The organism is Streptomyces albipurpureus, from assembly GCF_023701525.1.
Classification (GTDB): domain Bacteria; phylum Actinomycetota; class Actinomycetes; order Streptomycetales; family Streptomycetaceae; genus Streptomyces; species Streptomyces albipurpureus.
In genome coordinates, this window is sequence record NZ_JAMQAW010000040.1 from 86,178 (window position 1) to 110,419 (window position 24,242).

General features: G+C 69.4%; 25 protein-coding genes. 12 read left to right on the forward strand and 13 right to left on the reverse strand.

Features of this window, described 5'->3' with window-relative positions; genetic code table 11:
- Positions 1–19: 19 nt before the first annotated feature.
- Positions 20–820, reverse strand: a complete 801-nt coding sequence (locus NBG84_RS29900) for a lysophospholipid acyltransferase family protein (protein ID WP_250922824.1) — start codon at positions 818–820, stop codon at positions 20–22.
- A 180-nt stretch (positions 821–1,000) separates the two neighbouring features.
- On the opposite strand from NBG84_RS29900, the gene NBG84_RS29905 reads away from it, so the two are divergent.
- Both NBG84_RS29905 and NBG84_RS29910 read left to right on the forward strand, forming a co-directional pair.
- Positions 1,001–1,780: an alpha/beta hydrolase gene (locus NBG84_RS29905; protein ID WP_250922825.1), complete on the forward strand. Its 780-nt coding sequence runs from the start codon at positions 1,001–1,003 to the stop codon at positions 1,778–1,780.
- Complete coding sequence (locus NBG84_RS29910) at positions 1,773–2,354, forward strand: hypothetical protein (protein WP_250922772.1); 582 nt, start codon at positions 1,773–1,775, stop codon at positions 2,352–2,354. The genes NBG84_RS29905 and NBG84_RS29910 overlap by 8 nt, the downstream gene beginning before the upstream one ends.
- A 121-nt stretch (positions 2,355–2,475) precedes the next feature.
- Here NBG84_RS29910 and NBG84_RS29915 read toward each other — a convergent pair whose 3' ends face one another.
- Positions 2,476–3,237: an endonuclease/exonuclease/phosphatase family protein gene (locus NBG84_RS29915; RefSeq protein WP_250922773.1), complete on the reverse strand. Its 762-nt coding sequence runs from the start codon at positions 3,235–3,237 to the stop codon at positions 2,476–2,478.
- A gap of 275 nt (positions 3,238–3,512) precedes the next feature.
- Between NBG84_RS29915 and NBG84_RS29920 the strand changes: the two genes are divergently transcribed.
- The 3 genes from NBG84_RS29920 to NBG84_RS29930 are packed head-to-tail and all read left to right on the forward strand — an operon-like array spanning position 3,513 to position 4,692.
- The gene (locus tag NBG84_RS29920) at positions 3,513–3,923 is read left to right on the forward strand and encodes a phage holin family protein (RefSeq protein WP_250922774.1); all 411 of its coding nucleotides are present in this window, start codon (positions 3,513–3,515) and stop codon (positions 3,921–3,923) included.
- Positions 3,920–4,429 carry a DUF3618 domain-containing protein gene (locus NBG84_RS29925; RefSeq protein WP_250922775.1) on the forward strand — a complete coding sequence of 170 codons (510 nt, stop codon included), beginning with the start codon at positions 3,920–3,922 and terminating at the stop codon, positions 4,427–4,429. Before NBG84_RS29920 ends, NBG84_RS29925 begins: the two co-directional genes overlap by 4 nt.
- On the forward strand, positions 4,426–4,692 hold the full coding sequence (locus NBG84_RS29930; protein WP_250922776.1) for a DUF4235 domain-containing protein: 267 nt from the start codon (positions 4,426–4,428) through the stop codon (positions 4,690–4,692). The genes NBG84_RS29925 and NBG84_RS29930 overlap by 4 nt, the downstream gene beginning before the upstream one ends.
- Before the next feature lie 270 nt (positions 4,693–4,962).
- On the opposite strand, the gene NBG84_RS29935 is transcribed toward NBG84_RS29930, so the two are convergent.
- From NBG84_RS29935 to NBG84_RS29955, 5 genes are all read right to left on the reverse strand, one after another.
- Positions 4,963–5,904 (reverse strand): ROK family glucokinase, encoded by a 942-nt coding sequence (locus NBG84_RS29935; protein ID WP_250922777.1) that lies wholly within the window; start codon positions 5,902–5,904, stop codon positions 4,963–4,965.
- A 63-nt stretch (positions 5,905–5,967) separates the two neighbouring features.
- Entirely contained in the window at positions 5,968–6,477 is a 510-nt protein-coding gene (locus NBG84_RS29940) for a DUF5304 domain-containing protein (RefSeq protein ID WP_250922778.1), read from the reverse strand.
- Between the two features lie 78 nt (positions 6,478–6,555).
- Entirely contained in the window at positions 6,556–7,845 is a 1,290-nt protein-coding gene (locus tag NBG84_RS29945; protein WP_250922779.1) for an ArsA family ATPase, read from the reverse strand.
- Complete coding sequence (locus tag NBG84_RS29950; RefSeq protein WP_250922780.1) at positions 7,845–8,294, reverse strand: SRPBCC family protein; 450 nt, start codon at positions 8,292–8,294, stop codon at positions 7,845–7,847. The genes NBG84_RS29945 and NBG84_RS29950 overlap by 1 nt, the downstream gene beginning before the upstream one ends.
- Before the next feature lie 151 nt (positions 8,295–8,445).
- Positions 8,446–9,213: a metallophosphoesterase family protein gene (locus NBG84_RS29955; protein ID WP_250922781.1), complete on the reverse strand. Its 768-nt coding sequence runs from the start codon at positions 9,211–9,213 to the stop codon at positions 8,446–8,448.
- 276 nt (positions 9,214–9,489) lie between these two features.
- Here NBG84_RS29955 and NBG84_RS29960 point away from each other — a divergent pair, with 276 nt between their 5' ends.
- Positions 9,490–11,286 carry an AMP-dependent synthetase/ligase gene (locus NBG84_RS29960; protein ID WP_250922782.1) on the forward strand — a complete coding sequence of 599 codons (1,797 nt, stop codon included), beginning with the start codon at positions 9,490–9,492 and terminating at the stop codon, positions 11,284–11,286.
- A 451-nt stretch (positions 11,287–11,737) separates the two neighbouring features.
- Here NBG84_RS29960 and NBG84_RS29965 read toward each other — a convergent pair whose 3' ends face one another.
- Complete coding sequence (locus tag NBG84_RS29965) at positions 11,738–12,880, reverse strand: glycosyltransferase family 4 protein (protein ID WP_250922783.1); 1,143 nt, start codon at positions 12,878–12,880, stop codon at positions 11,738–11,740.
- Positions 12,881–13,120: 240 nt separating this feature from the next.
- On the opposite strand from NBG84_RS29965, the gene NBG84_RS29970 reads away from it, so the two are divergent.
- Positions 13,121–14,359: a glycosyltransferase 87 family protein gene (locus NBG84_RS29970; RefSeq protein WP_250922784.1), complete on the forward strand. Its 1,239-nt coding sequence runs from the start codon at positions 13,121–13,123 to the stop codon at positions 14,357–14,359.
- 52 nt (positions 14,360–14,411) lie between these two features.
- Here the strand turns inward: NBG84_RS29970 and NBG84_RS29975 are convergent, their stop codons facing one another.
- From NBG84_RS29975 to NBG84_RS29995, 5 genes are all read right to left on the reverse strand, one after another.
- On the reverse strand, positions 14,412–15,656 hold the full coding sequence (locus tag NBG84_RS29975) for a gluzincin family metallopeptidase (protein ID WP_425608728.1): 1,245 nt from the start codon (positions 15,654–15,656) through the stop codon (positions 14,412–14,414).
- A 59-nt stretch (positions 15,657–15,715) separates the two neighbouring features.
- Complete coding sequence (locus NBG84_RS29980; RefSeq protein ID WP_250922785.1) at positions 15,716–16,744, reverse strand: C40 family peptidase; 1,029 nt, start codon at positions 16,742–16,744, stop codon at positions 15,716–15,718.
- A 279-nt stretch (positions 16,745–17,023) separates the two neighbouring features.
- Positions 17,024–18,058: a C40 family peptidase gene (locus tag NBG84_RS29985; protein WP_250922786.1), complete on the reverse strand. Its 1,035-nt coding sequence runs from the start codon at positions 18,056–18,058 to the stop codon at positions 17,024–17,026.
- 377 nt (positions 18,059–18,435) lie between these two features.
- Positions 18,436–19,797, reverse strand: coding sequence for an NYN domain-containing protein (locus tag NBG84_RS29990; protein WP_250922787.1), 1,362 nt, complete (start codon positions 19,795–19,797; stop codon positions 18,436–18,438).
- A 43-nt stretch (positions 19,798–19,840) separates the two neighbouring features.
- Positions 19,841–20,086, reverse strand: coding sequence for a hypothetical protein (locus NBG84_RS29995; protein WP_250922788.1), 246 nt, complete (start codon positions 20,084–20,086; stop codon positions 19,841–19,843).
- 240 nt (positions 20,087–20,326) lie between these two features.
- Here NBG84_RS29995 and NBG84_RS30000 point away from each other — a divergent pair, with 240 nt between their 5' ends.
- The 5 genes from NBG84_RS30000 (at position 20,327) to NBG84_RS30020 (ending at position 23,946) form a co-directional block, all read left to right on the forward strand.
- Entirely contained in the window at positions 20,327–21,064 is a 738-nt protein-coding gene (locus tag NBG84_RS30000) for a rhomboid family intramembrane serine protease (protein WP_250922789.1), read from the forward strand.
- Complete coding sequence (locus NBG84_RS30005) at positions 21,061–21,342, forward strand: Lrp/AsnC family transcriptional regulator (protein WP_250922790.1); 282 nt, start codon at positions 21,061–21,063, stop codon at positions 21,340–21,342. Before NBG84_RS30000 ends, NBG84_RS30005 begins: the two co-directional genes overlap by 4 nt.
- Before the next feature lie 159 nt (positions 21,343–21,501).
- On the forward strand, positions 21,502–21,807 hold the full coding sequence (locus tag NBG84_RS30010) for a small secreted hydrophilic protein (RefSeq protein ID WP_250922791.1): 306 nt from the start codon (positions 21,502–21,504) through the stop codon (positions 21,805–21,807).
- Positions 21,734–23,287 (forward strand): sensor histidine kinase, encoded by a 1,554-nt coding sequence (locus NBG84_RS30015; RefSeq protein ID WP_250922792.1) that lies wholly within the window; start codon positions 21,734–21,736, stop codon positions 23,285–23,287. The genes NBG84_RS30010 and NBG84_RS30015 overlap by 74 nt, the downstream gene beginning before the upstream one ends.
- On the forward strand, positions 23,284–23,946 hold the full coding sequence (locus NBG84_RS30020) for a response regulator transcription factor (protein WP_250922793.1): 663 nt from the start codon (positions 23,284–23,286) through the stop codon (positions 23,944–23,946). The genes NBG84_RS30015 and NBG84_RS30020 overlap by 4 nt, the downstream gene beginning before the upstream one ends.
- Positions 23,947–24,242 lie beyond the last annotated feature (296 nt).

The following is a 24,242-nucleotide window of genomic DNA, read 5'->3' on the forward strand; positions in this document are numbered from 1 at the left end:
CCGATCGACGCCAGCGCGGCTAGGGTCCCTCCACACGGCCGGGGCCGTCAGCGGTTCCGTCCGAGGCAGCCGGTCCCACGGCCGGGGCCGGTGGCTCTTCGCCCTTCGCGGCCTCGGCCCTGGCCTTCGCCGCCGCCTTGGCGGCCTTCTCGGCCTCGGCGATCTCCCGCTTGGCGACCGTGGCGTAGATGTCGACGTACTCCTGCCCGGACAGCTTCATGATCTCGTACATGACTTCATCAGTCAGTGAACGCAGAATGTAGCGGTCCTCCTCCATGCCCTGGTAGCGGCTGAAGTCGAGCGGCTTGCCGATCCGGATGCCGGGGCGCATCAGCCGGGGGACGACCTTGCCCGGCGGCTGGATCTTCTCCGTGTCGATCATGGCGATGGGAATCACCGGGGCTCCGGTGGCGAGCGCCACCCGTCCGAGGCCACCCGGCTTTCCGCGGTAGAGCCTGCCGTCCGGGGAGCGGGTGCCCTCGGGGTAGATGCCGAAGAGTCCACCGCGCTCCAGCACCTCGATACCGGCCCTGACCGCCGCCTGGCCCGCGCCACGTGCGCCGGACCGGTCCACCGGTAGCTGTCCCACGCCCCTGAAGAAGGCGGCGGTGAGCTTGCCCTTGACTCCGGGAGAGGTGAAGTACTCCGCCTTGGCGATAAAGGTGACCTTGCGGTCGAGCATCGCCGGCAGGAAGAAGGAGTCAGAAAAGGAGAGATGGTTGCTCGCGAGGATCGCCGGGCCATCGGCGGGAATGTTCTCCAGACCCTCCACCCAGGGTCTGAAGGCAAGCTTGAGCGAGCCTCCGATGGAGAACTTCATTGCGCCGTAGATCAACTCGAATGCCTCCTGTTGCTGTCGAACAGACCTTAACCCGACGTGACCGCAGGCCCGGTGCATCCCCCGCGCCGGTGGACTTATGGATCTGGTCGGTGTCAGTTCGGTCGCGTACGGTGAGATGCACCCCCTTCGATGCTTCATGCCACAGAACAGGAGAACCCGGTGCCGGTCCTTCCCGGAGCCGAGCCGTACCGCCATGAGGGCGGAGAGGTAGGCGTCCTTCTCTGTCACGGATTCACCGGCTCCCCGCAGTCGCTGCGTCCCTGGGCTGAGTATCTGGCGGAACGGGGACTGACCGTGTCGTTGCCGCTGCTCCCTGGCCATGGCACCCGCTGGCAGGACCTGCAGATCACCGGCTGGCAGGACTGGTACGCGGAGGTCGACCGGGAGTTGCGTGAGCTGCTCACACGGTGCGCGGAGGTCTTCGTCTTCGGCCTCTCCATGGGAGGGGCGCTCACGCTGCGGCTCGCCGCACAGCACGGGGATGCGATTCGGGGCATCGTCATCGTCAATCCGGCCAACAAGGTGCATGGACTCGGTGCACCCGTGCTGCCGGTGGTGCGTCATCTCATCCGTACCACCGAGGGCGTGACCAGCGATATCGCCAAGGAGGGCATCGAGGAGGTCGGGTACGACCGGGTGCCCCTGCAGGCCGCCCACTCGCTGCGGAACTTCCTCCGTCTGGTCGACGGCGAGCTACCGCAAGTCACCCAGCCCATGGTGCTCCTGCACAGTTTGCAGGACCATGTGGTACCGCCGGTCGACTCGGCCCGGATCCTTGGCCGGGTCTCTTCCCTCGATGTCACGGAGATCCTGCTGGAACAGAGCTACCACGTGGCGACGTTGGACCACGATGCGGAGCGGATCTTCCAAGAGAGTTGTGCGTTTGTCGACCGGCTCGCTCCGAATGCCGTGAGGAAGGGGAGCACCACCGGTGGCTGAGCAGCATGACGCGGACCGTGAGCCGCAGCCCATCGACGAGGAGGCGGCTTGGGCTGCCATCGTCGCGGGTTACGGCGATGAGCCGGCGGATCCGCCGGGTGCCAAGCCCTTCAAGTCAGTGGAGGACCTGGCCCTCCTTGAAGGCGACATCAACGAATCGCCGCAGGAAAAGCAGGAAAGGCAGGAGAAGGGGAGCGAGCGGGCACCCGATGAGGATCAGCCCACGCTCGGTAGCTCCATCACCTTCGCCCCGGGGGTCGGCGGCCCTGGCCCGCGGGACTACCAGATGGCGGAGCCCAAGGAGGACGACCTCGACGAGAGCGACGAGGGCCACTTCGTACCTCCGGAGCCGCCGCCGTTGCCGGAGGCCGATGTCACGGCGAAGTTCGCCTGGCTGGCGGTGCTCGGCGGGCCGGTGCTGATGCTGATCGCGGTCCTGCTCCAGTGGGAGATGACCTGGTGGCTGACGACACTGTGCGTGGGCGGCTTCCTCGGTGGCTTCGCCACCCTGGTGGCCAGGATGGCGCACGGTGACGAGGAGGACGACGACCCGGGCAGGGGAGCAGTCGTCTAGCTTCTCTGGTCTGGCTTCTCTGGTCTGGCTTCTCTGGTCTGGATATGGGCGGACCAGGTGGGCCAGCGGGGATCGGGGGCGACCCGGCGCGATCCGGACGGGCGGCCTCAGAGCCCGTTGGCTACGGAGATCTCGGGGGCGCGGGAATTCTGAGCGCGGCGAGTACCGGCAGATGGTCGGTCGCCGCGCTCAGATCGTTCGGGTCGACACCGGGGAGGTCGAGCGGCACCCCGCAGCCCAGTACCTCCACCCCCTCACTCGCGAAGACGGCGTCGATCCTGCGCCGGGGCTCGGCGGGGTCAAAGGTGTGCTCACCACCCCAGGGCGCGACCGCCCAGCAGTCCTGGAGTCCGGCGGCGATCCGTCGAAAGCTCCGCCCGTCGGGCCGCTCGTTGAGATCACCCGCCGCGATGGCGTACGGCACGTCCATGGCCGCGAGTTGGTCGAGGAGCATCCCGGCCTGGGCGTAGCGCTCCCGGTCCTGAAGGCTCAGATGGCAGCTGAGCACACCGATTCTGGCGGCCCCGATCGTCACGACGGCGGTGGCGAGGCCACGGCGGTGCTGTCCTGGAGTACGCGGTAGCAGGATGTCCTCGGTACGCTCCACGGTCGCGCGCAAGGTGCACATCAGCAGCGGGCCGGCCGCGGTCGCACCGCCGCTGAGAACGACCAGCCCGGCCTTGGCCGCGAGTCGGGCGGCGTGCTTGCGCCAGCGGAAGAACCGAGGGGCCTCCTGGATGAACACCAGGTCGGGGGCGCAGGCCCGGATCACCCGGGCAAGGGCTTCCTCGTCGTCCCGGAGCGAGCGAATGTTGTAGCTGAGGGCCCGGACAACCACGGAACCATCCGGTTCGGTGCGGGAGTTGGGCAGCGCTGTGGCCATACCCGCACCCTATGACGGAGTCACCCGCCTTCCCCGGCGCCACGAGACCGGGTGGAGTGGCCTGTCCCGGTCGCCGAGGCCGAATCGGCCACCAGATCCTCACGGGTACGAGGCGGGGGCGCATCCCTGTGTGCGGTGAGTACGCGGTGCCCATCGCCCCTGGGCGCGTTCCCGCTCGCGGGACACTCCGGACAGAACGGTGCCGACCGGAGGCCTGTTGCGCGGTGGATCGGGTAGCCGCAGCAACTGAAGCCCGGAAAGGCGGTGAGGACCCCATGAGTAGTGAACTGCACCAGAGTGAACCGGAGCAGTCGGTGAGTGCTCTGGTCACCCAAGCGACCCAGCAGATGTCCCAACTCGTACGCGATGAGATGCGCCTCGCGCAGGCGGAGCTGACGCAGAAGGGCAGGCGATTCGGTAAGGGCGGCGGTCTGTTCGGCGCCGCCGGGCTGTTCGCCGCTCTCGCGCTCCAGGCACTGGTGGCCACGGCCATCATCACGCTCGGTCTGGTACTGCCGTGGTGGGCGTCCGCGCTGGTCGTCACCGCCGTTCTGGTCATCATCGCCGCGGCACTCGCGGCGCTCGGCGCCAAGAACATCAGCCGGGCGGCTCCGCCGGCCCCACGGCAGACGATCGACAGCATCAAGGCCGATGTGGCCGAGATCAAAGAAAGGGCACACCGATGAACGGCACCCCCCGTCCCCAGCACGACTCCCCCAACACCTCAGGGGCCTCCAGGACCGCCAAGGACTCCAAAATATCCGAGAAGCCCGAGAAGCCTGAGAAGTCCGAGCACTCCGAGACCGAAGAGCTTCGTGCCCGGGCAGAAGACACCCGGGAACAGCTGGGACAGACGGTCGACGCCCTCGCCGCGAAGGCCGATGTGAGGGCTCGGGCGAAGCAGACCGCCACCGAGGTGAAGGAGCAGGTGGGCGAGAAGGCGGCGCAGGCCAAGCAGACCGCCACGGAGGTGCGGGAGCAGGTGGGTGAGAAGGCGGCGCAGGCCAGGACCCAACTGACGGAAGCCGCAACGGCGGTGAGCGAGAAGATCCGTGAGGCGACACCGCAGCAGGTTCAGGACACCACCGTGTTGGTCGCCAAGACGGCACGGGCCAGGCGCACCCCGCTGCTGGCCGCCGCTGTCACGGTCGTCGCGGTGGCACTGCTGGTTCAGCGGCGGAGGCGCCGATGAAGATCTCGAAGATCCTGTACAAGCCGGTGGGATTCGGTGTCGGCGCCCTGAGTGGTATGGCTGCCAGCGCGGTGTTCGGACAGGTCTGGAAGCGGCTCGGGCGGGACGATGAGGCACCGAGCCCCACCGACGAGCAGCGCGGCTGGGGCGAGGTGCTGCTTGCGGCAGCGCTGCAAGGAGCGATATTCGCGGTGGTCAAGGCTTCCGTGGAGCGTGGTGGGGCCACCGCGACCCGCCGGTTCACCGGGGCCTGGCCGGACTGAGGGCTGTCCCGCAATCTGGGCGGATCAGCGTGCGGCGTCAGATGATGGGGGGCCACCCGGGCCGCCAGGCCCACGGGGTGGGGGTACCTCCCGGGCCCCCAGGCCCAGGGGGATGCCGTAGCTGTCGTCGCGCGCCCGTCAGGGACTGCGGGACACCCTTTAGGCCCCGGCCATCTGCGCATTCGGTGCGGCCCGACCGGGGGCGATACCCGGGTCGGGCCGCGCTGCCGTTGTGGCAGGCGGGCAGCCGAAAGCGTCGGGGGAAGGCCCCTAGCCCTGGCGGGCCAGGTCGGCCGCACCCACCAGGCCCGCCTTGTTGCCCAGCTGGGCCGCGAGGACCTGGGCGTGGGGACGCCACTGTCCGCCGATCAACCAGCGGCGGTAGGACTTGCGGATCGGTCCGAGCACCAGCTCGCCCTCATCCGAGACACCGCCGCCCACGATAAAGGCCGACGGGTCGAACAGGGACGCCAGATCCGCCAGCCCGGCGCCCGCCCAGCGGGCGAGCTCCCGGAACGAGTCGGTCGCGACCGGGTCGCCCTGTCGCGCCGCGGCGCTGACGTGCTTGCCCTCGATGCCGTCCGGGGTGCCGTCGCCGAGGCCCAGCAGGACCTTGGCGTTCTCGGGCGTCGCGTTGGCACGCTGCCGGGCGTAGCGGACCAGGGCGCGGCCCGACGCGTACTGCTCCCAACAGCCCTGGCTGCCGCAGCCGCAGAGCAGGCCGTCCGGCACTACGCGGATATGACCGAACTCGGCGGCCACGCCATAGCGCCCGCGGCGCAGCTTGTTGCCGATGATGATCCCGCCGCCGAGCCCGGTGCCGAGCGTGATGCAGATGACGTCGTCGTGGCCCTGTCCCGCGCCGAAGCGGTACTCGCCCCAGGCCGCCGCGTTGGCGTCGTTCTCGACGACCACCGGGAGGCCGGTACGCTGCTCGACCTTGTCTTTCAGCGGCTCATGGCGCCAGTCGATGTTGGGTGCGAACAAGACGGTGGCCCGCTTGTCGTCGACATAGCCGGCCGCGCCGATGCCGACGGCTTCGACCTGGTGGCCCTTGCTGGCCGCGCCGACCGCCGTGCAGATGGCGTCCACGATGCCGCTGGGTGTCGGTGGGGTGGGCACCTTGTGTGTGTCAAGGATCGTGCCCGCCTCGTCGACAACGCCCGCAGCGATCTTGGTGCCGCCGATATCGACGCCGATGGTGAGTCCCATGTGTCCCTCAGTTCCCGGTATAGCCACTGGCGCCAACCGTACCTGAGGGCCGTTGGACCATGATCAGTCGAGATCGATGGGCTCGCCGCTACCCGGGCCGTCGTCCTTCTTCGAGCCGTCCTTCTTGAAGCCGTCTGCCTTCGGGCCGCCCTTCTCCAAGGGGTCCTTGTCCGGGGCGTCAGCCTTGGCCTCGCTCGACGAGTCACCTGGTCCCTGGGTCCAACGCCGCTCCTGGCCCTCGACGGCGGAGCGATAGGCGGCGAGCAGTTCGCCGCCCGCGGCCGCGAGGTGGTCAAAGACCTGGGGGTTGCGTTCGAGGACCGGCTCAACCGCGGACTTGGCCTGGTTGACCAGTTGCTGTACGGCGCTCTGGGCTGCCACTCCCGGCAGCGAGGACTGAAACTCCGAGACCTTGTCGGCGACCGCCCCGAAGAGCTTCCGCAGCTCATCGCCGGCGGAGCCGGGCGGTGAACCGTACTCGGCGCGGCGGCGGGCCTTCTCCGCCGCGAGGTCTTCGGCGCATGCGTCAGCCCAGGCGTCAGCGTCGGCGGGCCGCTCGGTGGCATCGCTCATGGCGTACTCCTGCACAGGGCGTTTGGTCCGGCGATGGGTATTCGTACACTCGACGGTACCCGAACGAACGTGACCGGTTCAGCGGGTACGCGGCCACAGATCGGGGTCGGGGGTGAATCGAACCCGCAGCGCGCCATCGGTGAGCGCCGCCCCGGAGACGGTGCAACGGCGCAGCAGGGACGGCAGCGGAACGATCCTGCGGAACGGTCCGACGGTGAGGACCAGTTCTTCGCCCCGGCGCACCAGATGGACATCTCCCTTGACGGCCCCGGGCAGGGAGAGCACCCAGACGAAGGTGCCGTCCTCGGAGCGTTGGTCGATGACCCGCTTCGATGGGAGGTCATCGCCAGGGGTGCCAGCGGCAAGGTAGGTGTCGGCGGCGGTGGTTCCTGCCGGGCCGCGGGCGGTGTGTCGGTGCAGTTCGGCGCCGATATCACGCAGTGCATCGAGGCCCCGCGGGTCCCGCCCGGCATGGGCGACCTCACTGACCGGGGAGTGCGGCCCCCACTCGTCGTACCACTCGTGCAGGGTCTTCTCCTGCTGCGCGGCGAGCCCCGCGAGCCAGGGGTCGGCGGAGTGACGCGGAAGGACCCGGTTGGCGATGACCTGGTCTATCCGCAGGTCATGCAGGGCCAGGCCGGTCCGGGCGGTCCGCAGCGCGTCGGCCGCGGTCAGGCCGGGTTCGGCGACCAGTCTCAGCACCGTATCGGGGGACTCGATCACCTGCTGGACCGCGGCGAGTTCCGCGTCCAGGCGGGCCGTCGTCTCGTACAGCCAGTGGGCGGGCATCGGGACCCCGGCGAACGAGGCGAGTAGGGGCCGCAGGGCACGAGCGGCCTGCCGCTCGGGCGGCAGCAGCCGGCGCAGATAGCGGCGGAGCTGTTCGGGGAGGGCGAGCAGCGCGATCGTCTCCCGCACGGGCGGCATGTCGACGACGACGGTGTCCCAGTCGCCAAGGGCGGCCGCGGCCAGGGCTCTGAGGAGTGCGGCCTGTTCGCTGCCGGGGAGTTCCGTCAGTTCCTCGTCCGCGAGCCGGGTGGCGCCGAGCAGATCGAGAGCGGTCGAGGCGCGTTCCTGCAGGGCCAGGAACTCGGTCCGGAAGCGGGCAGCGCTGTCGATACGGGCGGCCCACAGCCCTTCGGTGATCTCAACGGCGTGGAAGCCGTCGGAGAGCTCGGTGGTGCGCAGTCCTGGCGCGGGGGCCACCGGCACACCGAGGACGGGAGCGGGGTCGGTGGAGAGGAACAGCACCCGGGTCACAGGTGCGTCGGGGTTCACTGCCGCGGATTCGGCCGCGACGAGCGCGGTCGCCGCGGCGACGGTGGTGCGGCCCGCGCCTCCGAGGCCGGTGACGAGGACCTGCCGCATCAGTGGGTCTGTCCGCTCTCGACGCGCTTCTTCAGCCCGTCCAGGGCCCGGTCGATGATGACCTTCTCCGCCTTGCGCTTGATCATCCCGAGCATGGGGATCTTGACGTCGACGGTGAGTCGGTAGGTGACCTCGGTGCGATCGCCACCGCCGACGGGGGTGAGGGTGTAGGAGCCGTCGATGGCCCGCAGCATCTGGGACTTGACCAGGGTCCAACTGACCTGGTTCGCACCGTTCCAGGTGTACGCCAGGGTGTGGTCGTCCTTGATCGCACCGGCGTCGAGGACCAGTCTGACCTGCTCGGCGCGGCCCTCGGTGTCTCTGGAGATCACCTCGGCCTGCTTCACTTCGCCGGTCCACTCGGGGTAGCGGTCGAAGTCGGAGATCACTCCCATCACTTCGGCCGGCGCCGCCTCAATGGTGATGCTTGAGCTGGTGTGTTCCGCCATCGCTGCGGCTCCCTGGAGTGCGGTACGGACCGGTTACTGATGGTGCAGAGGCTATCGCGACCGAGGGTGACGTCCGGCTGCGGCCCTCCGGCGCCGAATCGGGAGCGGAGCCCCGGCGCGGGGAGGATTCACCGGCTGGGTGGGGTGGGCTTCACCACTCCAGGGTCCACGGTCGGCCGGTCGAGGCGAAATGCCCGACGTTCACACACTCGGTCGCCCCGACACGCATCCGGGGGACGAGGGGCTGATGGACATGGCCGAAGAGGGCGTAGCGGGGGCGGGTGCGGTGAATGGCGTCCAGCAGCGCCGAGCTTCCCCGCTCAAAACGGCGGGCGACGGTGTCATAGGTCAGCTCCGGCATCTCCGGCGGAATGTGCGAGCAGAGCACATCGACCTCACCGAGCGCCTCGACCTTGGCCGCGTAGTCCTCGTCCGAGATCTCATAGGGGGTGTGCATCGGGGTGCGCAGACCTCCCCCGACGAAGCCGAAGGTCAAACCGCCGATCTCGGCCCGTTGACCATCGAGGACCGTGGTGCCCTCATGGGCGTATTCCGGCCATAGTGCAGGGATATCGACATTGCCGTAGGTGGCGTACGTAGGAGTGGGGAAAGCGGCGAAGAGTTCGGCGTACTGACGGCGTACCGCCAGCTCAATGGTGCCGTCCCGGTCCTCCCCCAGTTCCGCCCAGAGGCCGCGGGCCAGCTCGCGGGCCTCGTCAAAGCGGCGGGCAGTGCGCAGCTCCACGATCAGCTCGGCGTTCTCCAGACCGAACAGATCAGGGAAAATGCCGCGTGAACGGTCGGCGTAGTCGAGGAAGAGGACAAGGTCGCCGAGGCAGACCAAGGCATCGGCGCCCTCCCCCGCTCTGGCGAGATCCTGGGTGTTGCCGTGCACATCACTGATCACATTGACCCGCATGGCGGTCACCCTAGGGCGCAGTCGCGGTGGCTGGACAGTAGGGCAGGCCGGTCGTTCTTCCGGGTCCGGGGAGGAGTGCACTACTCTGCGCGAAGTACTGCCATATGCATGTGATGCAGGGAACATCTGGCCGGAAACCCCTACCCGGAACCGAGTACCGGTGGGTAACGTCCGGGCAGTCGATTCCGCTCACCCCTGAGCACCAGCCCGTTCTTGGACCGCAGCCGGTGCACTACACAGAGCCGTGGCGCCGGAGCCCGATGAGGAGCAGCAGTTTTGCGCGAGTTCAGCCTTCCGGCCCTGTACGAGGTCCCGTCGGACGGAAACCTGACAGACCTGATCCGCCGCAACGCAGCGCAGCACCCCGATGTCGCGGTCGTCGGCAGGAAGGTCGCGGGCGGCTGGGAGGATGTCACCGCCCGGCAGTTCCTCGCCGAGGTGCGATCGGCCGCCAAGGGGCTGATCGCGGCGGGCATCCAACCGGGTGACCGTGTGGCCCTGATGTCCCGTACCCGGTATGAGTGGGTGCAGCTGGACTTCGCGATCTGGAGCGCCGGGGCGGTGACCGTGCCGGTGTACGAGACCAGCTCGGCCGAGCAGGTCTCCTGGATCTTCTCCGACTCCGGCGCGGTCGCCGCGCTCGTGGAGAGCGACGCCCATATCGCCGCGGTGGAGTCCGTACGCGATCGACTGCCGGCGCTGCGTCATCTCTGGGGGATCGACGGCGGCGCGGTGGCCGAGCTGATCTCGATGGGCGCCGAGGTCGAGGACTCGGTCGTGGACGAGCGGACCAGGGCCGCCAAGGCGGACGACCCGGCCACCATCGTCTACACCTCGGGTACCACCGGGCGTCCCAAGGGCTGTGTGCTCACTCACCGCAGCTTCTTCGCCGAATGCGGCAACGCGGTGGAGCGGTTGAAGCCGCTCTTCCGTACGGGCGAGTGCTCGGTGCTGCTGTTCCTCCCAGCCGCACATGTCTTCGGTCGGCTGGTCGAGGTGGCCGCCGTGATGGCCCCGATCAAGCTGGGCTGTGTGTCCGATGTGAAGAATCTGACCGATGAGCTGGCCTCCTTCCAGCCGACGCTGATCCTCGGCGTACCCCGGGTCTTCGAGAAGGTCTACAACGGGGCACGCGCCAAGGCGCAGGCCGACGGCAAGGGCAAGATCTTCGATATGGCCGCACAGACGGCCATCTCCTACAGCCGGGCCCTGGACACCGCGAAGGGCCCGTCGTTCGGGCTGCGGATCAAGCACAAGATCTTTGATCGGCTGGTCTACGGCAAGCTGCGGACGGTGCTGGGCGGGCGCGGCGAGTACGCGATCTCCGGTGGCGCTCCCCTGGGCGAGCGCCTGGGGCACTTCTTCCGCGGCATCGGCTTCACCGTCCTTGAGGGGTACGGCCTCACCGAGTCATGCGCGGCGACCGCTTTCAACCCGTGGGACCGGCAGAAGATCGGCACCGTCGGGCAGCCGCTGCCGGGATCGGTGGTGCGGATCGCCGACGACGGTGAGGTGCTGCTGCACGGTGAGCACCTCTTCCAGGGCTACTGGAACAACGCGGCGGCCACCGCGGAGGCGCTGGCCGACGGCTGGTTCCACACCGGTGACATCGGTGCGCTCGATCAGGACGGGTACCTCACGATCACGGGGCGCAAGAAGGAGATCCTGGTGACCGCGGGCGGCAAGAACGTCGCTCCCGCGGTGATCGAGGACCGTATCCGCGCCCATGCCCTGATCGCGGAGTGCATGGTGGTGGGCGACGGGCGGCCCTTCGTCGGGGCGCTGATCACGCTGGACGAGGACTTCCTCGGCCGCTGGGCGGCCGACCACGGCAAACCCGCCGGATCGACCGCGGCCGTGCTCCGGGAGGACCCTGAGCTGTTGGCCGAGATCCAGCGGGCGGTGGACGACGGCAACGCGGCCGTCTCCAAGGCGGAGTCGGTGCGCAGGTTCCGGATCCTGGCCGCTCAGTTCACCGAGGACGCCGGGCACATCACCCCGTCGCTGAAGCTGAAGCGCAATGTGGTGGCGAAGGACTTCGCGGATGAGATCGAGGGGATCTACCGCGGCTAGTAAGTGTTACGCCAGGTCCGGTCAGGCGGCCGGGCCCGAGTGCCGGACGACCAGACCGGGTGCCGGTGGGTCGGGTGCCGGTGGGTCGGGCGGGTGCGGTCTTGGCCGCCCGGACGGCAGACCCGGAGTGCCCCATCGCCGGCAACGGCGGGGGACGGCTCGACAGCTCACGGCAAGGGCCCGATACGGCCGAACCAGGACACGGCGGCTGGCTGGCTGGCGATGCCCGCATATGACGGCGCATCGGATACCAGCTGATCTGGGGCACCGGCCGGGGAGCGGCGCACGGTCGTCCCGGGGCGGACCAAGAGCCGGGAGCCCTAGCCCTGCTTGGGCTCCGGGCCTTGGTCTCGGAGCGGCGCACGGTTGCCCCGGGGCGGACGACGAGCCCGGAGCCCCGACCCTGCTCAGGCCTGGGGCCTTGGTCTCGGAGCGGCCCGGGCTCAAGGGGTCAGAGCAGTTCCCTCAGCCGCGCCGCCAGGAGATCCCAACGCCACCTCTCCTCCACCCACCGCCTGCCACGCTCCCCCATCAGCCGCCGCAACTCCGGGTCCAGCAGCAAGGCGGTGATCCGTTCGGCGGCGTCCTGGGCCGAGCCACCGCGCACCACCCATCCGGTCTCCCCGTCGAGTACCGCGTCCGGGGCCCCGCCCGAGTCGCCCGCGACCACCGGGAGACCGGTGGCGGAGGCCTCCAGATAGACGATCCCGAGCCCTTCGACGTCGAGCCCGCCCCGCCGAGTCCGGCAGGGCATCGCGAACACATCGCCCGCGCCGTAGTGGGCGGGTAGCTCCGCCCAGGGCACGGCTCCGGTGAACACGACGGAGGTCGAGACCCCCACGGTCTCGGCGAGCCGGCGTAGCTCCTTCTCATACGGCCCGCCCCCGACGATCAGCAGCACCGCGTCCGGGATCCTCGCCAGGATCCGGGGCATGGCCTGGATCAGGGTGTCCTGCCCCTTGCGCGGTACCAGCCGGGAGACACAGACCACCACGGGACGGTCAGCGAGCCCGAGACGGCGCCTCACCTCGGCCCCGCCCGAGTCCGGGTGGAAGGTCTTCTCATCCACTCCGGGAGGCAGTTGCACCATCCGCCCGGCCGCCTCAGGGCTGAGTGCGGCGGCGATGCGGGAGCGGGTGTACTCGCCCAGGTAGGTGATGGTGTCGGTGCCGTTGCCGATCCGGCGCAGCAACTGCCGGGCCGCGGGGAGCTGCGCCCAACCGGCCTCATGGCCGTGCGAGGTGGCGACCAGCCGCCGGGCGCCGGCCTTGCGCAGCGCGGGGCCCATCAGGCCGAGCGGTGCGGCCGCCCCGAACCAGACGGACTCACAGCCGTGTTCCCGCAGCAGGGAGACGGCTCGGCTGGTGACCCGCGGTGTCGGCAGCAGCATGGTCGTGCGGTCGCGCACCACGGTGAACGGCTGCTCCGCGTCGAAGGCCGCGCTCGCCTCGGCGCCCTCATGGCCGCGCTTCCAGGTGGAGGCGTAGACAACGAGGCGGTCCGGGTCCAGTCGCAGCGCCATGTTGTGGAGGAACGCCTGGATCCCGCCGGGCCTGGGCGGAAAGTCATTGGTCACGATCAAGGTCTTGTGCATCGGGCCCGACAGTACCCAAATCCGTCGGGGCGACCGAGTGGCCCCGCCTGGAGCGAGCGCACCGCAGGGGACACGGCAGCCGAGGCCTCCACTCCGAAGATGCCTTCCGGGGTCCGCGGTATGCCCAGCCCGAAGGTGTCCTCTCCCCCGGACGCCGGCCCTGTCTGAGCATCCCCATCGGGATCTTCCCGACATTATTGACAATTCACCATGCCGTCCGGCTGAGGGATGCGAGGGCCTATGACGGATCTGCGGTCGGGACCGGTGGCGCAGGGCTCGGTGTGGCTCCTCACCCGGGCCGTGCTGTTGCTCTGGGTCCACCAGGTCGTCCCGTTCCCGGGGCCCGATGTGACCGCCGATGTGTCGGTGATCTACCACCGCTGGTACGAGACCCTGCGGGCGGGCTTCTATCCGCTGGACGATGTGACCTGGCAGTACCCGCCGGCCGCCGCGCTCGCCATTCTCTCGCCCGCGCTGCTGCCCTTCCTCGACTACGCCTCCGCGTTCTTCGTCCTCATCCTGCTCTGCGACGCCCTGGTGTTCGTGCTGCTGCGGTACGCGGCGACCCGCCCCGGCAACTCCCCGCGCGGGGCCTGGGTGTGGATCGTGGGCGTACCCCTGCTGGGCCCCACCGGATACGCGCGCTACGACCTGATGGTCACCGCGGTGGCCGTCGCCGCCCTCCTGGCGGGCGCCCGTCGTCCCAGGGCCCTGGGTGCCCTGGCCGCCCTGGGCGCACTGCTCAAGGTGTGGCCGCTGCTGCTGCTCATCGGGGTGCCGCGGGGCCGCGCCACCCGGCTGGCCTGGGGTACGGCGGCGGGCACGGCGATCGGGCTGACGGTGGGGTTCGTGGTGGCGCTGCCGGGGGCGCTGGCCTTTCTGCTCTTCCAGCGGGATCGGGGGACGGAGGTGGAGTCGCTGGGCGCGTTGGTGTTCCATGTCGCCCGGCACTTCGGCTGGGAGGGGCGGGTGCTGTTGAACTACGGCTCACTGGAGTTCCTCGGACCGCATGTCCCGCTGGTGTCATCGCTCGCGTTGGCGCTGGCGCTGCTCGCGCTCGGCTGGCTCGTCCTGTGGCGCTGGCGGGCCCGCGCCTTCGGTCCCGGCTCCCTGGCGGACGCGGCGTTCACCGCCGTACTGCTGTTCACGGCCACCAGCCGTGTGATCAGCCCGCAGTATCTGCTCTGGCTGGTGGGCCTGGCAGCGGTCTGCCTGGTGCTGGCGGGCAGCCGTATGGCGCTACCCGCCGCCCTGGTGCTGGCGGCGACCGCGGTGACGACGCTGGAGTTCCCGATCTGGTTCGCGCAGGTGGTGGCGAGTGACCCTCTGGGGGTGTCGCTGCTGGTGGTACGGAACGGTCTGCTGGTGGCGGCGGCGGTGACCGCGGCCCTACGGCTGTGGCGCGGCACGGTCCGGGAGCCGCGCGCCGGCGGTCAGATGGCGGCACCCGATCAGGACGGTCAACTGCTCGCCTCATAGGACCCGGCCCGATGAACGCCCGCGCCTCGCTGTCCGAAGGACTTGGCCGGGCTCAGCCCCCCAGCCGCTCCCGCAGATGGTTGCGCCACTGCACGGTGAAGTGCTCCGGTGTCGTCTCCAGCACCTCGGCCATCGCCTTCTCGACGGCGCCGGCCCGGGACTTGGCCGCGCCCACCTCGCGGTAGAACGTCGTCAGGTTCTTCTCGCCCCACCGCTCGGCGATCAGCTCAGCGGCCAGCCAGCCGCCTTCATAGGCGCGCGCCAAGGCGTCCGGCTGCGCGCCGAAGGCGAAGTCGTCGTCGGACGGCAGCGCGGGGGGCACGTCGCCCGCGCGTACCGCACGCTGGAGTTCGGGCGCGCTCTGGCTCGCGGTGCGACCGCTGCCGCGGTACGCCACCCAGTCGGCGAACCCCTCCGACAACCACATCGGGGTGGCGTGGGAGGTGTGGGCGCGGGTGGCCACATGGGCGGTCTCATGGGTGAGCACCACATCCTGGCCGAAGTCACCGAGGACCGCGTACGCGGAGGGGTTCACGATCACCCGGTCCGCGGGGGTGGCACCCGCCCTGCCGGTCTCCCCCGTGGTGACGGCGGCAATACCGCGGTAGCTGGTCGCGGGCGCGCCCAGCAGCGCCCCCATGGCCTCCAGCGAGGCCGGCACCAGCACCACGACGCGTCGGGCCCACCGCGACGGCCAGGCGTCGGAGACCGCGGGCACGGCGCGATCGGCGCGCTGGGCGAGGGCCTTGAGCCGGGCGGTGTCCTGGTCGACGCCGAGCACCAGGCTCCGCTCACCGTGCACGGCCCGTACCCGTCCCTGCTGCCAGAGCTGTTGGGCGCTGTCCTTGGCGGGTCTGTCGGCCGTCACGTACCAGCGGCCGTCCCGCAGCCCGAGTTCCACTCTGCGGGCGGAGATCACGGGGGCGCTGTCATATCCGGTGATGCGGTAGCGCAGTTCCACATCGGCGCTGGCCTGCGCCCCGTCGCGGCGCACATGGGCGGCCCGGTACTCCCAGAAGTCGAACGGCACCTCGGCGAGGTTGTGGAACTGCCGGCGTTCCTCCGCCCGTAGCTGGGTGGCCTCGGGTGCGAACTGTGCGAGGTAGCTGTGCTCGTCGCGCGCGAGTACGGCCGCCGCGCGGGCGTCGAGGGTGCGCTGGATGCCCCGTACCGAACCGTCGGAGGCCTTCGGGTCCGCGCAGCCCACCAGCAGCGAGGGGGTCAGCAGAGCCACGGCAGCGCCGAGCGCCGCCGCCGTCCGTATCGCCCGGCGTCGACCGGGACCATGACCTTCCACCCGCCGATGGTACGGAACCTGCGGACCAGCGGGCCGCTGTGCGGAGCTGACGGCGGTACTCAGACGCGAGTGATGGAGGAGATGGGCATCATGCCGACCGGGTCATAGCGGACCGATGCGCCGGGGTAGGGCGCGTGTACGACCTGGCCGTTGCCCATGTACATCCCGATATGGCTGGCGTCGGCGCGATAGGCCACCAGATCGCCGGGACGGGCCTCGGAGAGCGGCACCTGACGGCCCGCGTACCGCTGTGCCTGCGAGGTGCGGGGCAGTCCTACGCCGGCCCGTGCGTAGGACCACTGCATGAGTCCGGAGCAGTCGAAGCCGGACGGTCCGTTGGCGCCCCACACGTAAGGCCTGCCCACCGCGCTACGAGCGGCCGAGACCGCGGTGGCGGCCCGGGCGGAGGCGGGGGCGTCTCCCGAGAGCGCGGGCAGTGCGCCACGGCCGGAGCGCGAAGCCCGGTCGTACTCTCCGCGTTCTCCGGCGGGAAGCGAGTTCAGCAGTCTCTGCGCCTGGGCGAGCTTCCGCTCGACCGCGCGTTTGTGGCGGGCGACGGAATCCCTGCTGCGTTCCAGTTCGGAGAGGTCCCGGGCGGCTTCGGTGCGCAGTTGGCCGATGCTGCGCTGGGCTCGCTGGAGTTCCAGAAGGGCCGAGTGCTGACGTTCGGTGACCATGTGCAGCATCTCGGCTTGCGCGAGGAAGGTGTCCGGGTCGGACGAGAGCAGCAGGGAAAGGGTGGGATCGACCCCACCGGACCGGTACTGGGCGCCCGCCACCGAACCGAGGGCCTCCCGCATACGGTTGATGCGCTCCTGCCCCCGGGCCACGCCGTCCTGGGCCTCATCCACCTCTTCGCGCAGCTGGGCAACGCGCTCACCTGCACTGTTAAAGCTCTCGGTGGCCACTTCGGCCTCCTTGAACAACCGGTCCACGGTGGCCCGCGCACGCTCTGGCGAGGTATGCGGATCGGCGCCCGCCGGGGTGGCCCCGAACGTCGCCGCAGCCGTCGCCGCCGCCGCTGACAGAACGGTGACCCGGGCACTGTGAGTGAGACCGGACTGTGTGGGCCGTCGATGGGACGCCACGGGCCGCGCTCCCTTCCGCTGCACGAATCCGTTGACCGAATCCGCTGGTACGAGAACAGCGCCGCACGAACACACCGTGCGGACGCCGTACGAGGTCTGCTGCGCGCCAGACAGTAGTCGGGCGAACACACAGCGACCAACGACCTCGCCGTACACATACGGCCGCGCCCCGCCGGGAGACCACAGGTCACCGGCGGGGCGCGACGTCAGCAGAGGGAACGGGAAATCCCCCGATCGGGGGTGGGGCGCGGCGGGCCGTCAGGCCGCCCCCGCGCGTCTTCAGACGCGGACCCCGAACATGTAGGGCATGTTGCTGATGGGCTCGTAGCGCACGTTCGCTCCGGTGCGCGGGGCGTGCAGGACCTGGCCGTTACCGGCGTAGAAGCCGACGTGGTGCAGATCGTCGTAGAAGAAGACCAGGTCGCCCTGGCGCAGATCGCTCTGCGAGTTGATCCGCTGCCCGATGTTGGCCTGCGCCTGGGAGGTGCGGGGGATGGAGACATTGGCCTGGGCGAAGGCCCAGGAGGTGAGGCCCGAGCAGTCGAAGGAGTTCGGCCCCGAGGCGCCGTAGACATACGGCTGGCCGAGCTTGCTCTGGGCGGCGGCGTACGCGGAAGTCGCGCGCCCGGTGGCGGGCTTGGCCTCGCTGGGGTCGCTGAGGGCGGCCCGCTGATTGGTCCGGTCGGCGCGCTTCTCCTCGGCCTTGAGGGCCTTGCGCTCCTGGACGCTGAGGGAGTTCAGCAGCTTCTGCGCGTCGGCGAGCTTGGTCTGCACCTCGCGCTTCTTGGCGCCGAGTTCCTTGCGCGTGTCGGCCAGGTCGGTGAGCTTGCCCTGGGCCTCCTTGCGCTGCTGCGCAAGGGCGCGCTGCTTGTTCTGGATCTCGGCGATGGCTTCCTGCTGCTTGTCACCGAGGTGGTCGAGCGCGGAGGCCCTGTCGAGGAAGGTGTCCGGGTCGGACGAGAGGAAGAGCTGGAGCGAGGGGTCCATGCCACCCGAGCGGTACTGGGCGCTGGCCACCGAACCGAGCTTGTCCCGGAGGTCGTTGAGACCGTCCTGGCCGCGGGCGACCTGGTCCTGGAGGGTGTCGACCTGCTTCTGGAGCTTGTCCTGACGCTCCTTGGCACCGTTGAACTTCTCGGTCGCCTTCTCAGCTTCCTCGTAGAGCTTGTCGACCTTGGCCTTGACCTCTGTCTTGCTCGGCTTGGGATCGGCCTGAGCGGTCTGGGACGTCAGTGCGACTGCTGCGGCGGCGGTCGCGGTGAGCACGGTCACCCGAGTGCGGCCCGGCTGCTTGGGACGACGGTGGGACGCCACGAAGGCGAGCTCCTTCTTCCTCAGAGCCGCCTACCGGGTCGGTGGGGATTGCTCCCCGGCTCCGCGCACACAACTCCCCCGGGAATCGGCTGAATGCACAGACGCGGCGGCGCCTTCGCTGTTCGCCCCGGATGGGCGATCGACCGCGCGAAGGTTCGACGCCTGACCCTAGTGACGTTCTTGTGATCAGTTCAAATCCTGTCGGGAAAAATCTTGGCCCAGGAGCGTTTTCTTTACTTCTCTTCCACCCACAGTGAGGGACTTGACCCACCGTTCCCCATCGATGCCACCAATTCCGGCATTCGGCGCTCACGTTGGCATTCCATAGGAATGCCATCCGGAAGCGATCGCTTCCCCCAAGTCGCCGGGGAGCGCGCTCAGACCCGGGACAGCCGCTTGAGCAGCATCGCCGAGGCAACGGGACGGGCACCGGCCTTGGCCACCCCGTCCGCGACCTCGCGGTCGGTGGAGACCACCACCACCGGGCGACCCGAGGGCTCGGCCCGCACCAGTTGCCGGATCAGCTCATCGGCCGTGACACCCGCCTTGGAGAAGAGCACCCGCACTCCGCGCGGCGGGGCGAGCAGCACCGGAGCCGCCAACTCGGCGCCGTCGAAGACACAGGTGATCTCCGCACCTGACTGCGCCGCGAGCACCGAGAGTCCGCCCAGCAGGCGCAAGCGCTGCTTCTCCAGCGGCATGGTGGGATAGCCGGTCTTGGTGACGTTGTAGCCGTCGACGACCAGATGTGCCTGCGGCAGGGCCAGCAGCTGATCCAGCAGTGCCGGATCGGTCTCGGACAGGGCGCGGGAAGCGATGTCCTTGGGCGACAGCCTGCCCGGTTCCACCGCGTCCACCAGATCGGCGGGACGGATGGACGCGGGTGGCAGGGCCAGCTCCCGGCGCAGCCCCTGGGCCGCGTCCAGCACGGTGTCCAGCAGCAGCCGCAGCCGCATGTCCTCGACGGAGCGGCCCTCACGGCCCGCCCGTCTGGCCGCCTCCACGGCGGCCTCGGCCTCCCCGAGGCGGGCGCGCAGCCGTCGGGCCTCGGACTCGGCGGCGGACACCTGGGTGGCGGCTTCCGTACGTACGGTGTCGATCTCGGCGCCCGCCTGCCGCAGGGCCGCCTCACCGCGCTTGAGGTCGCTCTGGGCGCTGCGCACCTTCCGGCGCAGCGATTCGGCTTCCTTGCGGGTCGTCTCCAACTCGGTACGCAGTCGCTCGGTCTCGCTCTTGGTGTGCGCCCGCGCCTCGAACAGCTCCTCGCGCAGCCGCTCCAGCTCTCGCCTGCCCGCCTCGTCGGCGCGCTCGGCGTCGGCCCGCTGGGCCTCCTCGCCGGCGGCGGCGACGAGTTTCACCCATCCGGCGGGGCGTAGCACATAGGCCGCCGCCGCCACATCGAGCGGGTCGGCGGCCGCGGGCGGTGATCCAGCCGCCAGTGCGGCGCAGAGTTCGGGCTGGGCCTGGCTGAGCTTCTCGCCGATGCGCTGTCGAAAGACGGGGTCGCTCTCCAGCGCGGCCGCCATCGCGTTGCCCGCGAACTTGGCGCGCCGGGACGGGGTGAAGCGGGCGTACTGGCGCAGCTGAGCAGGTAGTTCGGCGACTGTCAGACCACCGAACGCGTCCGACACCAGGGCGACCACCCGGCGCCGTACGCCTTCTGGCAACGGTCGGTCGAGCGCCTCCGCGGCGTCACCGGCCGCGGAGGCCGGTTCGGCGCCACTGTCAGGCTGCTCCACGATCCGTCACCTCATTAGTCTGCTGCGCCTCGCGTCGCTCCCGTTAGGAACCGGCGCCCGGCCTGTCCACCAGCTCGATCTTGTCCACGGCATTGCACCAACGACAGCGCACGGACTCGATGGTCTCACTCAGCACCTCGCGCTCCTCGACCTTGGCCTCTCCCGCGAGGTCCAGATGGACGTACTCGACGACCTTGGAGGAACGGGTGACATCGAAGCGGGTGAGATTGCCGCAGAGCGTGCAGCGCCAGCGGGTGCCGGCCGTCGGCTTGGGAACCGTCGTCGTCATCGTGCCGTCCTTGTCTCTCAGACTTCTCTGGGCTTCGCTGAGACTTCGCCGAGACTTCAGGGTCTCGCCGACTTCTCTGAGACGTCAGGATCCCGTCTCGGATTTCCCGGTATGGAAGCGAGGTCCGCGGTGCGCCGTCGAACTGCGGGTGTACTCCCTGTAACTCTATGGCCTCGCGGGTACCCAGGGGCACGGCGAGGCACTCTGTACCGTTCCCGCCCACTACGCCATGATCTGTCCGTGATCGATTGGCGGGGTGTGGCCCTCAGAACGGTCCGGGGCGTGATGGCAGGGCCCACGGTGACGCATGGGGTGATCGCCGTCTGTTGTGCGGTCTTTCTCGTTAGTCCCGTATCAGGGGTCAATGCGTCGTACGGCACCGGAGACGCCCTGCTCGCGGCACAGGCCGCGTACTTCGAAAGGTGGGGGGTGATCCCCGCCGAATTGATGAGTGGCGACTCTGGCACCCTGCTGACCCCCCTCACCGCACTCTTCGTCCACGGCAACTGGCTGCATCTCCTCGGCAACATGCTGTTCCTCTATGTCTTCGGCGCGATGGCCGAAGAGCGCATGGGACAGATCGGATTCGCCCTGTTCTACACAGCCACCGGCTATCTCGCGCTCTGCGCCTACGCGGTGGCCAACATGGACTCGGAGCAGACCCTCGTCGGAGCCTCCGGGGCGATCTCGGGGGTGCTCGGCGCGTTCCTCTTCCTCTTCCCGAAGGCCCGGGTCACCAGCCTCTTCCCGTTCCTTTTCTTCCTACCCCTACGCTTTCCCGCCTGGCTCGTGCTGATCTTCTGGTTCGTCCTCCAGTGGCTGGCGGCTTCCGGCGCCGGCAGCGGCGGACCCGGTGTGGCCTATCTCGCACATGTGGTGGGCTTCGGCACCGGGTTCTGCTACGCCTGGGGGCGCTATGGGCGCCGGGCTAGAGTGAAGGTCCAAACCGCGGCCCCCGAGGGAGACAGTCAACCGTGATCACCGCGATCGTGCTCATCAAGACCAGCGTGGACCGCATCCCGGAGATCGCCGAGTCGATCGCCGCGCTGGACAGCGTCAGCGAGGTCTTCTCCGTCACCGGCACCTACGATCTGATCGCCATGGTCCGGGTGGCCCGCCACGACGACCTCGCGGATGTGATCCCCGGTCGCATCAGCAAGATCGCGGGCGTGGAGGCCACCGATACCCATGTGGCCTTCCGCACCTATTCACAGCACGACCTCGAAGCGGCCTTCGCCATCGGTCTGGACTCGTGAGCCACTCAGGGAGGCCATCGATCCCGTCGCCACACCGGCGCCCCGGGCCTCCCCGCAACCCCCTGAGCACCAAGAACACGAACCATCAGCGCACAATATGAAGACTTCTTCATCTGCGCCTCATGCGGCGGCCCGCCAAGAGCCGCCACCATCGAACCCATGGTCTTCTCGCATCGCCTGGCGACCCTCGCCGCAGTCGTCGCGATACCCCTCGGTATCGCGGTGACCAGCTACGCCCTCACCGACAACCCCGACGACCGCAAAGCCCCGCCCAAGGTGGAGCTGGAGAGCGGCTCACCGTCCCCTTCACCCAGTACGCCCGTACCCGCCCCCAGCAACGAAACGGTTTCGCCGCCGCCGATCCGCGACAGCCCATCGGGCGATGACAACAATGACGACGGCAACGAGCGAGGCGGACAGGGCGACGACGGCCCGGGCGGCGACGACACCGGTGAAGACGGCTGACTCCGGACGCCCCTGGGTCTCGGCCCGGCTGCGCATCCTGCTCTGGCTGGTCGTCGTGATGGCGGTGGCCCTCGTCGCCGTCGCCGCCGCCACCCGCTCGGTACTCCTGCGCGATGTGGACCACCGGATCGACAATCTGCTGGCCCAGGAGGCGGAGGAGTTCGCCAATCTCGCCCGCCGCGGGGTCAACCCGGAGACCGGCCAGCGGTTCACCGCCCCGAAGCCGCTGCTGAGACTCTTCCTGGAACGGCAGTACGCCGACCCGGACGAGGAACTGCTGGGACTCATCGAGCGCGCGGACCCCGCCCCCCCGGCGACGCTCGTGCAGTTCCGCGAGGTACGGGTGGACCACCCCCTGGCCGATGACCCCCGCTCGCTGACCGCCGTCTTCAAGTCCCCGAACGCCACCGGCACCCTGCACCGCCCCCAGGGCGAGATCCGCTGGGCCAAGGTTGAGATCGGCGCCAGCGCGGGCCATCCGGCCGCGGCCTTCGTCGTCGCCTTCCACCCGGAGGGCGAGCAGCAGAAGGCCGGAAACATCTTCACCATGCTGATCGCCATCTCCGGGGTGGCACTGCTGATGACCATCGGCATCGGCTGGGTGGTCGCCGGTCGGATACTCCGACCCGTACGCCTGGTGCGTACGACCGCGGCCCAACTCACCGAACAGGACCTCACCCAGCGCATACCGGTACAGGGCCGCGACGACATAGCCGCGCTCGCCGAGACCTTCAACGCCATGCTGGACCGGCTGGAGCGGGCCTTTGCCGCCCAGCGCGAGTTCGTCGATGACGCGGGACACGAACTGCGCACCCCCATCACCATCGTCCGCGGTCATCTCGAACTCATGGGAGACGACCCGGCCGAGCGGGAGGAGACGGTTCGGATCGTGCTGGAGGAGTTGGAGCGGATGAGCCGGATCGTGGAGGATCTGCTGCTGCTCGCCAAGGCGGAGCGGCCCGACTTCGTCTCCCCCGAGCCGGTGCAGCTCGGGGAGTTGACCGCCGATGTGTTCGTCAAGGCCAGGGCCCTTGGGGAACGCGAGTGGAACTTCGCCGGCGCGGTGGACGCCGAGGTGCTGCTGGACCCCCAGCGGATCACCCAGGCCATGGTCCAACTGGCACAGAACGCCGTGCAGCACACCGTGCCCGGGCAACGCGTCAGCATCGGCTCCCGCGCCAGGGCGGACGGGATCGAGCTCTACGTCGCCGACACCGGGCCGGGAGTCCAACCACAGGACCAGGAAGTCATCTTCGAGCGGTTCCGCCGCGGCACCTCCCGCCGTGGAGCCCGCGCCACCGGAGCGGGACTGGGCCTCGCCATCGTCAAGGCCATAGCCGAAGGCAATGGCGGCGCTGTCGAACTGCGGCCGACCGAAGGGGGCGGAGCCACCTTCGTCCTCGTCTTCCAGGGACTGCACGAACTGCACGAACCGAACGACCTGAACGAAGGGAAGGACATGGAGGAAGCCGCGCTGTGAACCGCATTCTCATCGTCGAGGACGAGGAACGCATCGCCTCTTTCGTCGAGAAGGGCCTGCGGGCCAATGGATTCACCACCACCGTCGTCGGCGACGGTGAGGCGGCCTACGACTACGCCATCACCGGCGGCTTCGACCTGGTGGTCCTGGACATCGGACTGCCCGGCAAGGACGGCTTCACCGTACTGCGCCAACTGCGCGAGGCCCGGGTCTCCGTACCGGTGATCGTGCTCACCGCACGTGATTCCGTACGCGATACGGTGGCGGGCCTGGAGGGCGGCGCCGACGACTGGATGACCAAGCCCTTCCGCTTCGAGGAACTGCTGGCACGGGTACGCCTGCGCCTGCGCACAGCGGCCCGCGCACCCGAGGTGACCGTACTGCGCAATGGCGAACTCACCCTCGATCTACGCACCCGCAGGGCCCGGTCGGGTGAGCGGATGGTGGATCTGACCGCACGTGAGTTCGTGCTGCTTGAGCTGTTCCTCCGCCACCCGGGGCAGGTGCTCTCCCGAGAGCAGATCCTCTCCCATGTCTGGGGCTATGACTTCGACCCGGGCTCCAACATCGTGGACGTCTATGTCCGCGCCCTCCGCAAGAAGCTGGGCGCGGACCGGGTGGAGACGGTACGGGGCATGGGCTACCGGCTGCCCGAATAGCTGGTAGCCGTACGAGAGCAGGGGCGTCGTCCAAGCCATCAGGGGCTTGGGACGGGGCCCCTTTTCCGCGTCTCTTCCGCGTCTCTTCCGCGTCCAACCGACCGGGACCTCCGACTGACGGCCCCAGACACCCGTGGTGGCCCGCAGTGGATCCGCACCCGCGGGACCAACTGGGCGCCAGTGGGGGCATATGACCTTGGCCTACCCTGCTGAGCTGGGAGTTCTCCCCCCTTCCTCGCTCACTCCCGCGCGTTCCCGCTCTGTGAAGTTCCCTTCATGAAGGGCTCATGAAGCGC

What these genes read in the sequence shown, in the direction of transcription:
- NBG84_RS29900 (WP_250922824.1), bottom strand. Translation starts at nt 820, where the DNA reads ATGAAGTTCTCCATCGGAGGCTCGCTCAAGCTTGCCTTCAGACCCTGG.
- NBG84_RS29915 (WP_250922773.1), bottom strand. Translation starts at nt 3,237, where the DNA reads ATGGCCACAGCGCTGCCCAACTCCCGCACCGAACCGGATGGTTCCGTG.
- NBG84_RS29920 (WP_250922774.1), top strand. Translation starts at nt 3,513, where the DNA reads ATGAGTAGTGAACTGCACCAGAGTGAACCGGAGCAGTCGGTGAGTGCT.
- NBG84_RS29925 (WP_250922775.1), top strand. Translation starts at nt 3,920, where the DNA reads ATGAACGGCACCCCCCGTCCCCAGCACGACTCCCCCAACACCTCAGGG.
- NBG84_RS29930 (WP_250922776.1), top strand. Translation starts at nt 4,426, where the DNA reads ATGAAGATCTCGAAGATCCTGTACAAGCCGGTGGGATTCGGTGTCGGC.
- NBG84_RS29935 (WP_250922777.1), bottom strand. Translation starts at nt 5,904, where the DNA reads ATGGGACTCACCATCGGCGTCGATATCGGCGGCACCAAGATCGCTGCG.
- NBG84_RS29940 (WP_250922778.1), bottom strand. Translation starts at nt 6,477, where the DNA reads ATGAGCGATGCCACCGAGCGGCCCGCCGACGCTGACGCCTGGGCTGAC.
- NBG84_RS29945 (WP_250922779.1), bottom strand. Translation starts at nt 7,845, where the DNA reads ATGCGGCAGGTCCTCGTCACCGGCCTCGGAGGCGCGGGCCGCACCACC.
- NBG84_RS29950 (WP_250922780.1), bottom strand. Translation starts at nt 8,294, where the DNA reads ATGGCGGAACACACCAGCTCAAGCATCACCATTGAGGCGGCGCCGGCC.
- NBG84_RS29955 (WP_250922781.1), bottom strand. Translation starts at nt 9,213, where the DNA reads ATGCGGGTCAATGTGATCAGTGATGTGCACGGCAACACCCAGGATCTC.
- NBG84_RS29965 (WP_250922783.1), bottom strand. Translation starts at nt 12,880, where the DNA reads ATGCACAAGACCTTGATCGTGACCAATGACTTTCCGCCCAGGCCCGGC.
- NBG84_RS29970 (WP_250922784.1), top strand. Translation starts at nt 13,121, where the DNA reads ATGACGGATCTGCGGTCGGGACCGGTGGCGCAGGGCTCGGTGTGGCTC.
- NBG84_RS29995 (WP_250922788.1), bottom strand. Translation starts at nt 20,086, where the DNA reads ATGACGACGACGGTTCCCAAGCCGACGGCCGGCACCCGCTGGCGCTGC.
- NBG84_RS30010 (WP_250922791.1), top strand. Translation starts at nt 21,502, where the DNA reads ATGGTCTTCTCGCATCGCCTGGCGACCCTCGCCGCAGTCGTCGCGATA.
- NBG84_RS30015 (WP_250922792.1), top strand. Translation starts at nt 21,734, where the DNA reads ATGACGACGGCAACGAGCGAGGCGGACAGGGCGACGACGGCCCGGGCG.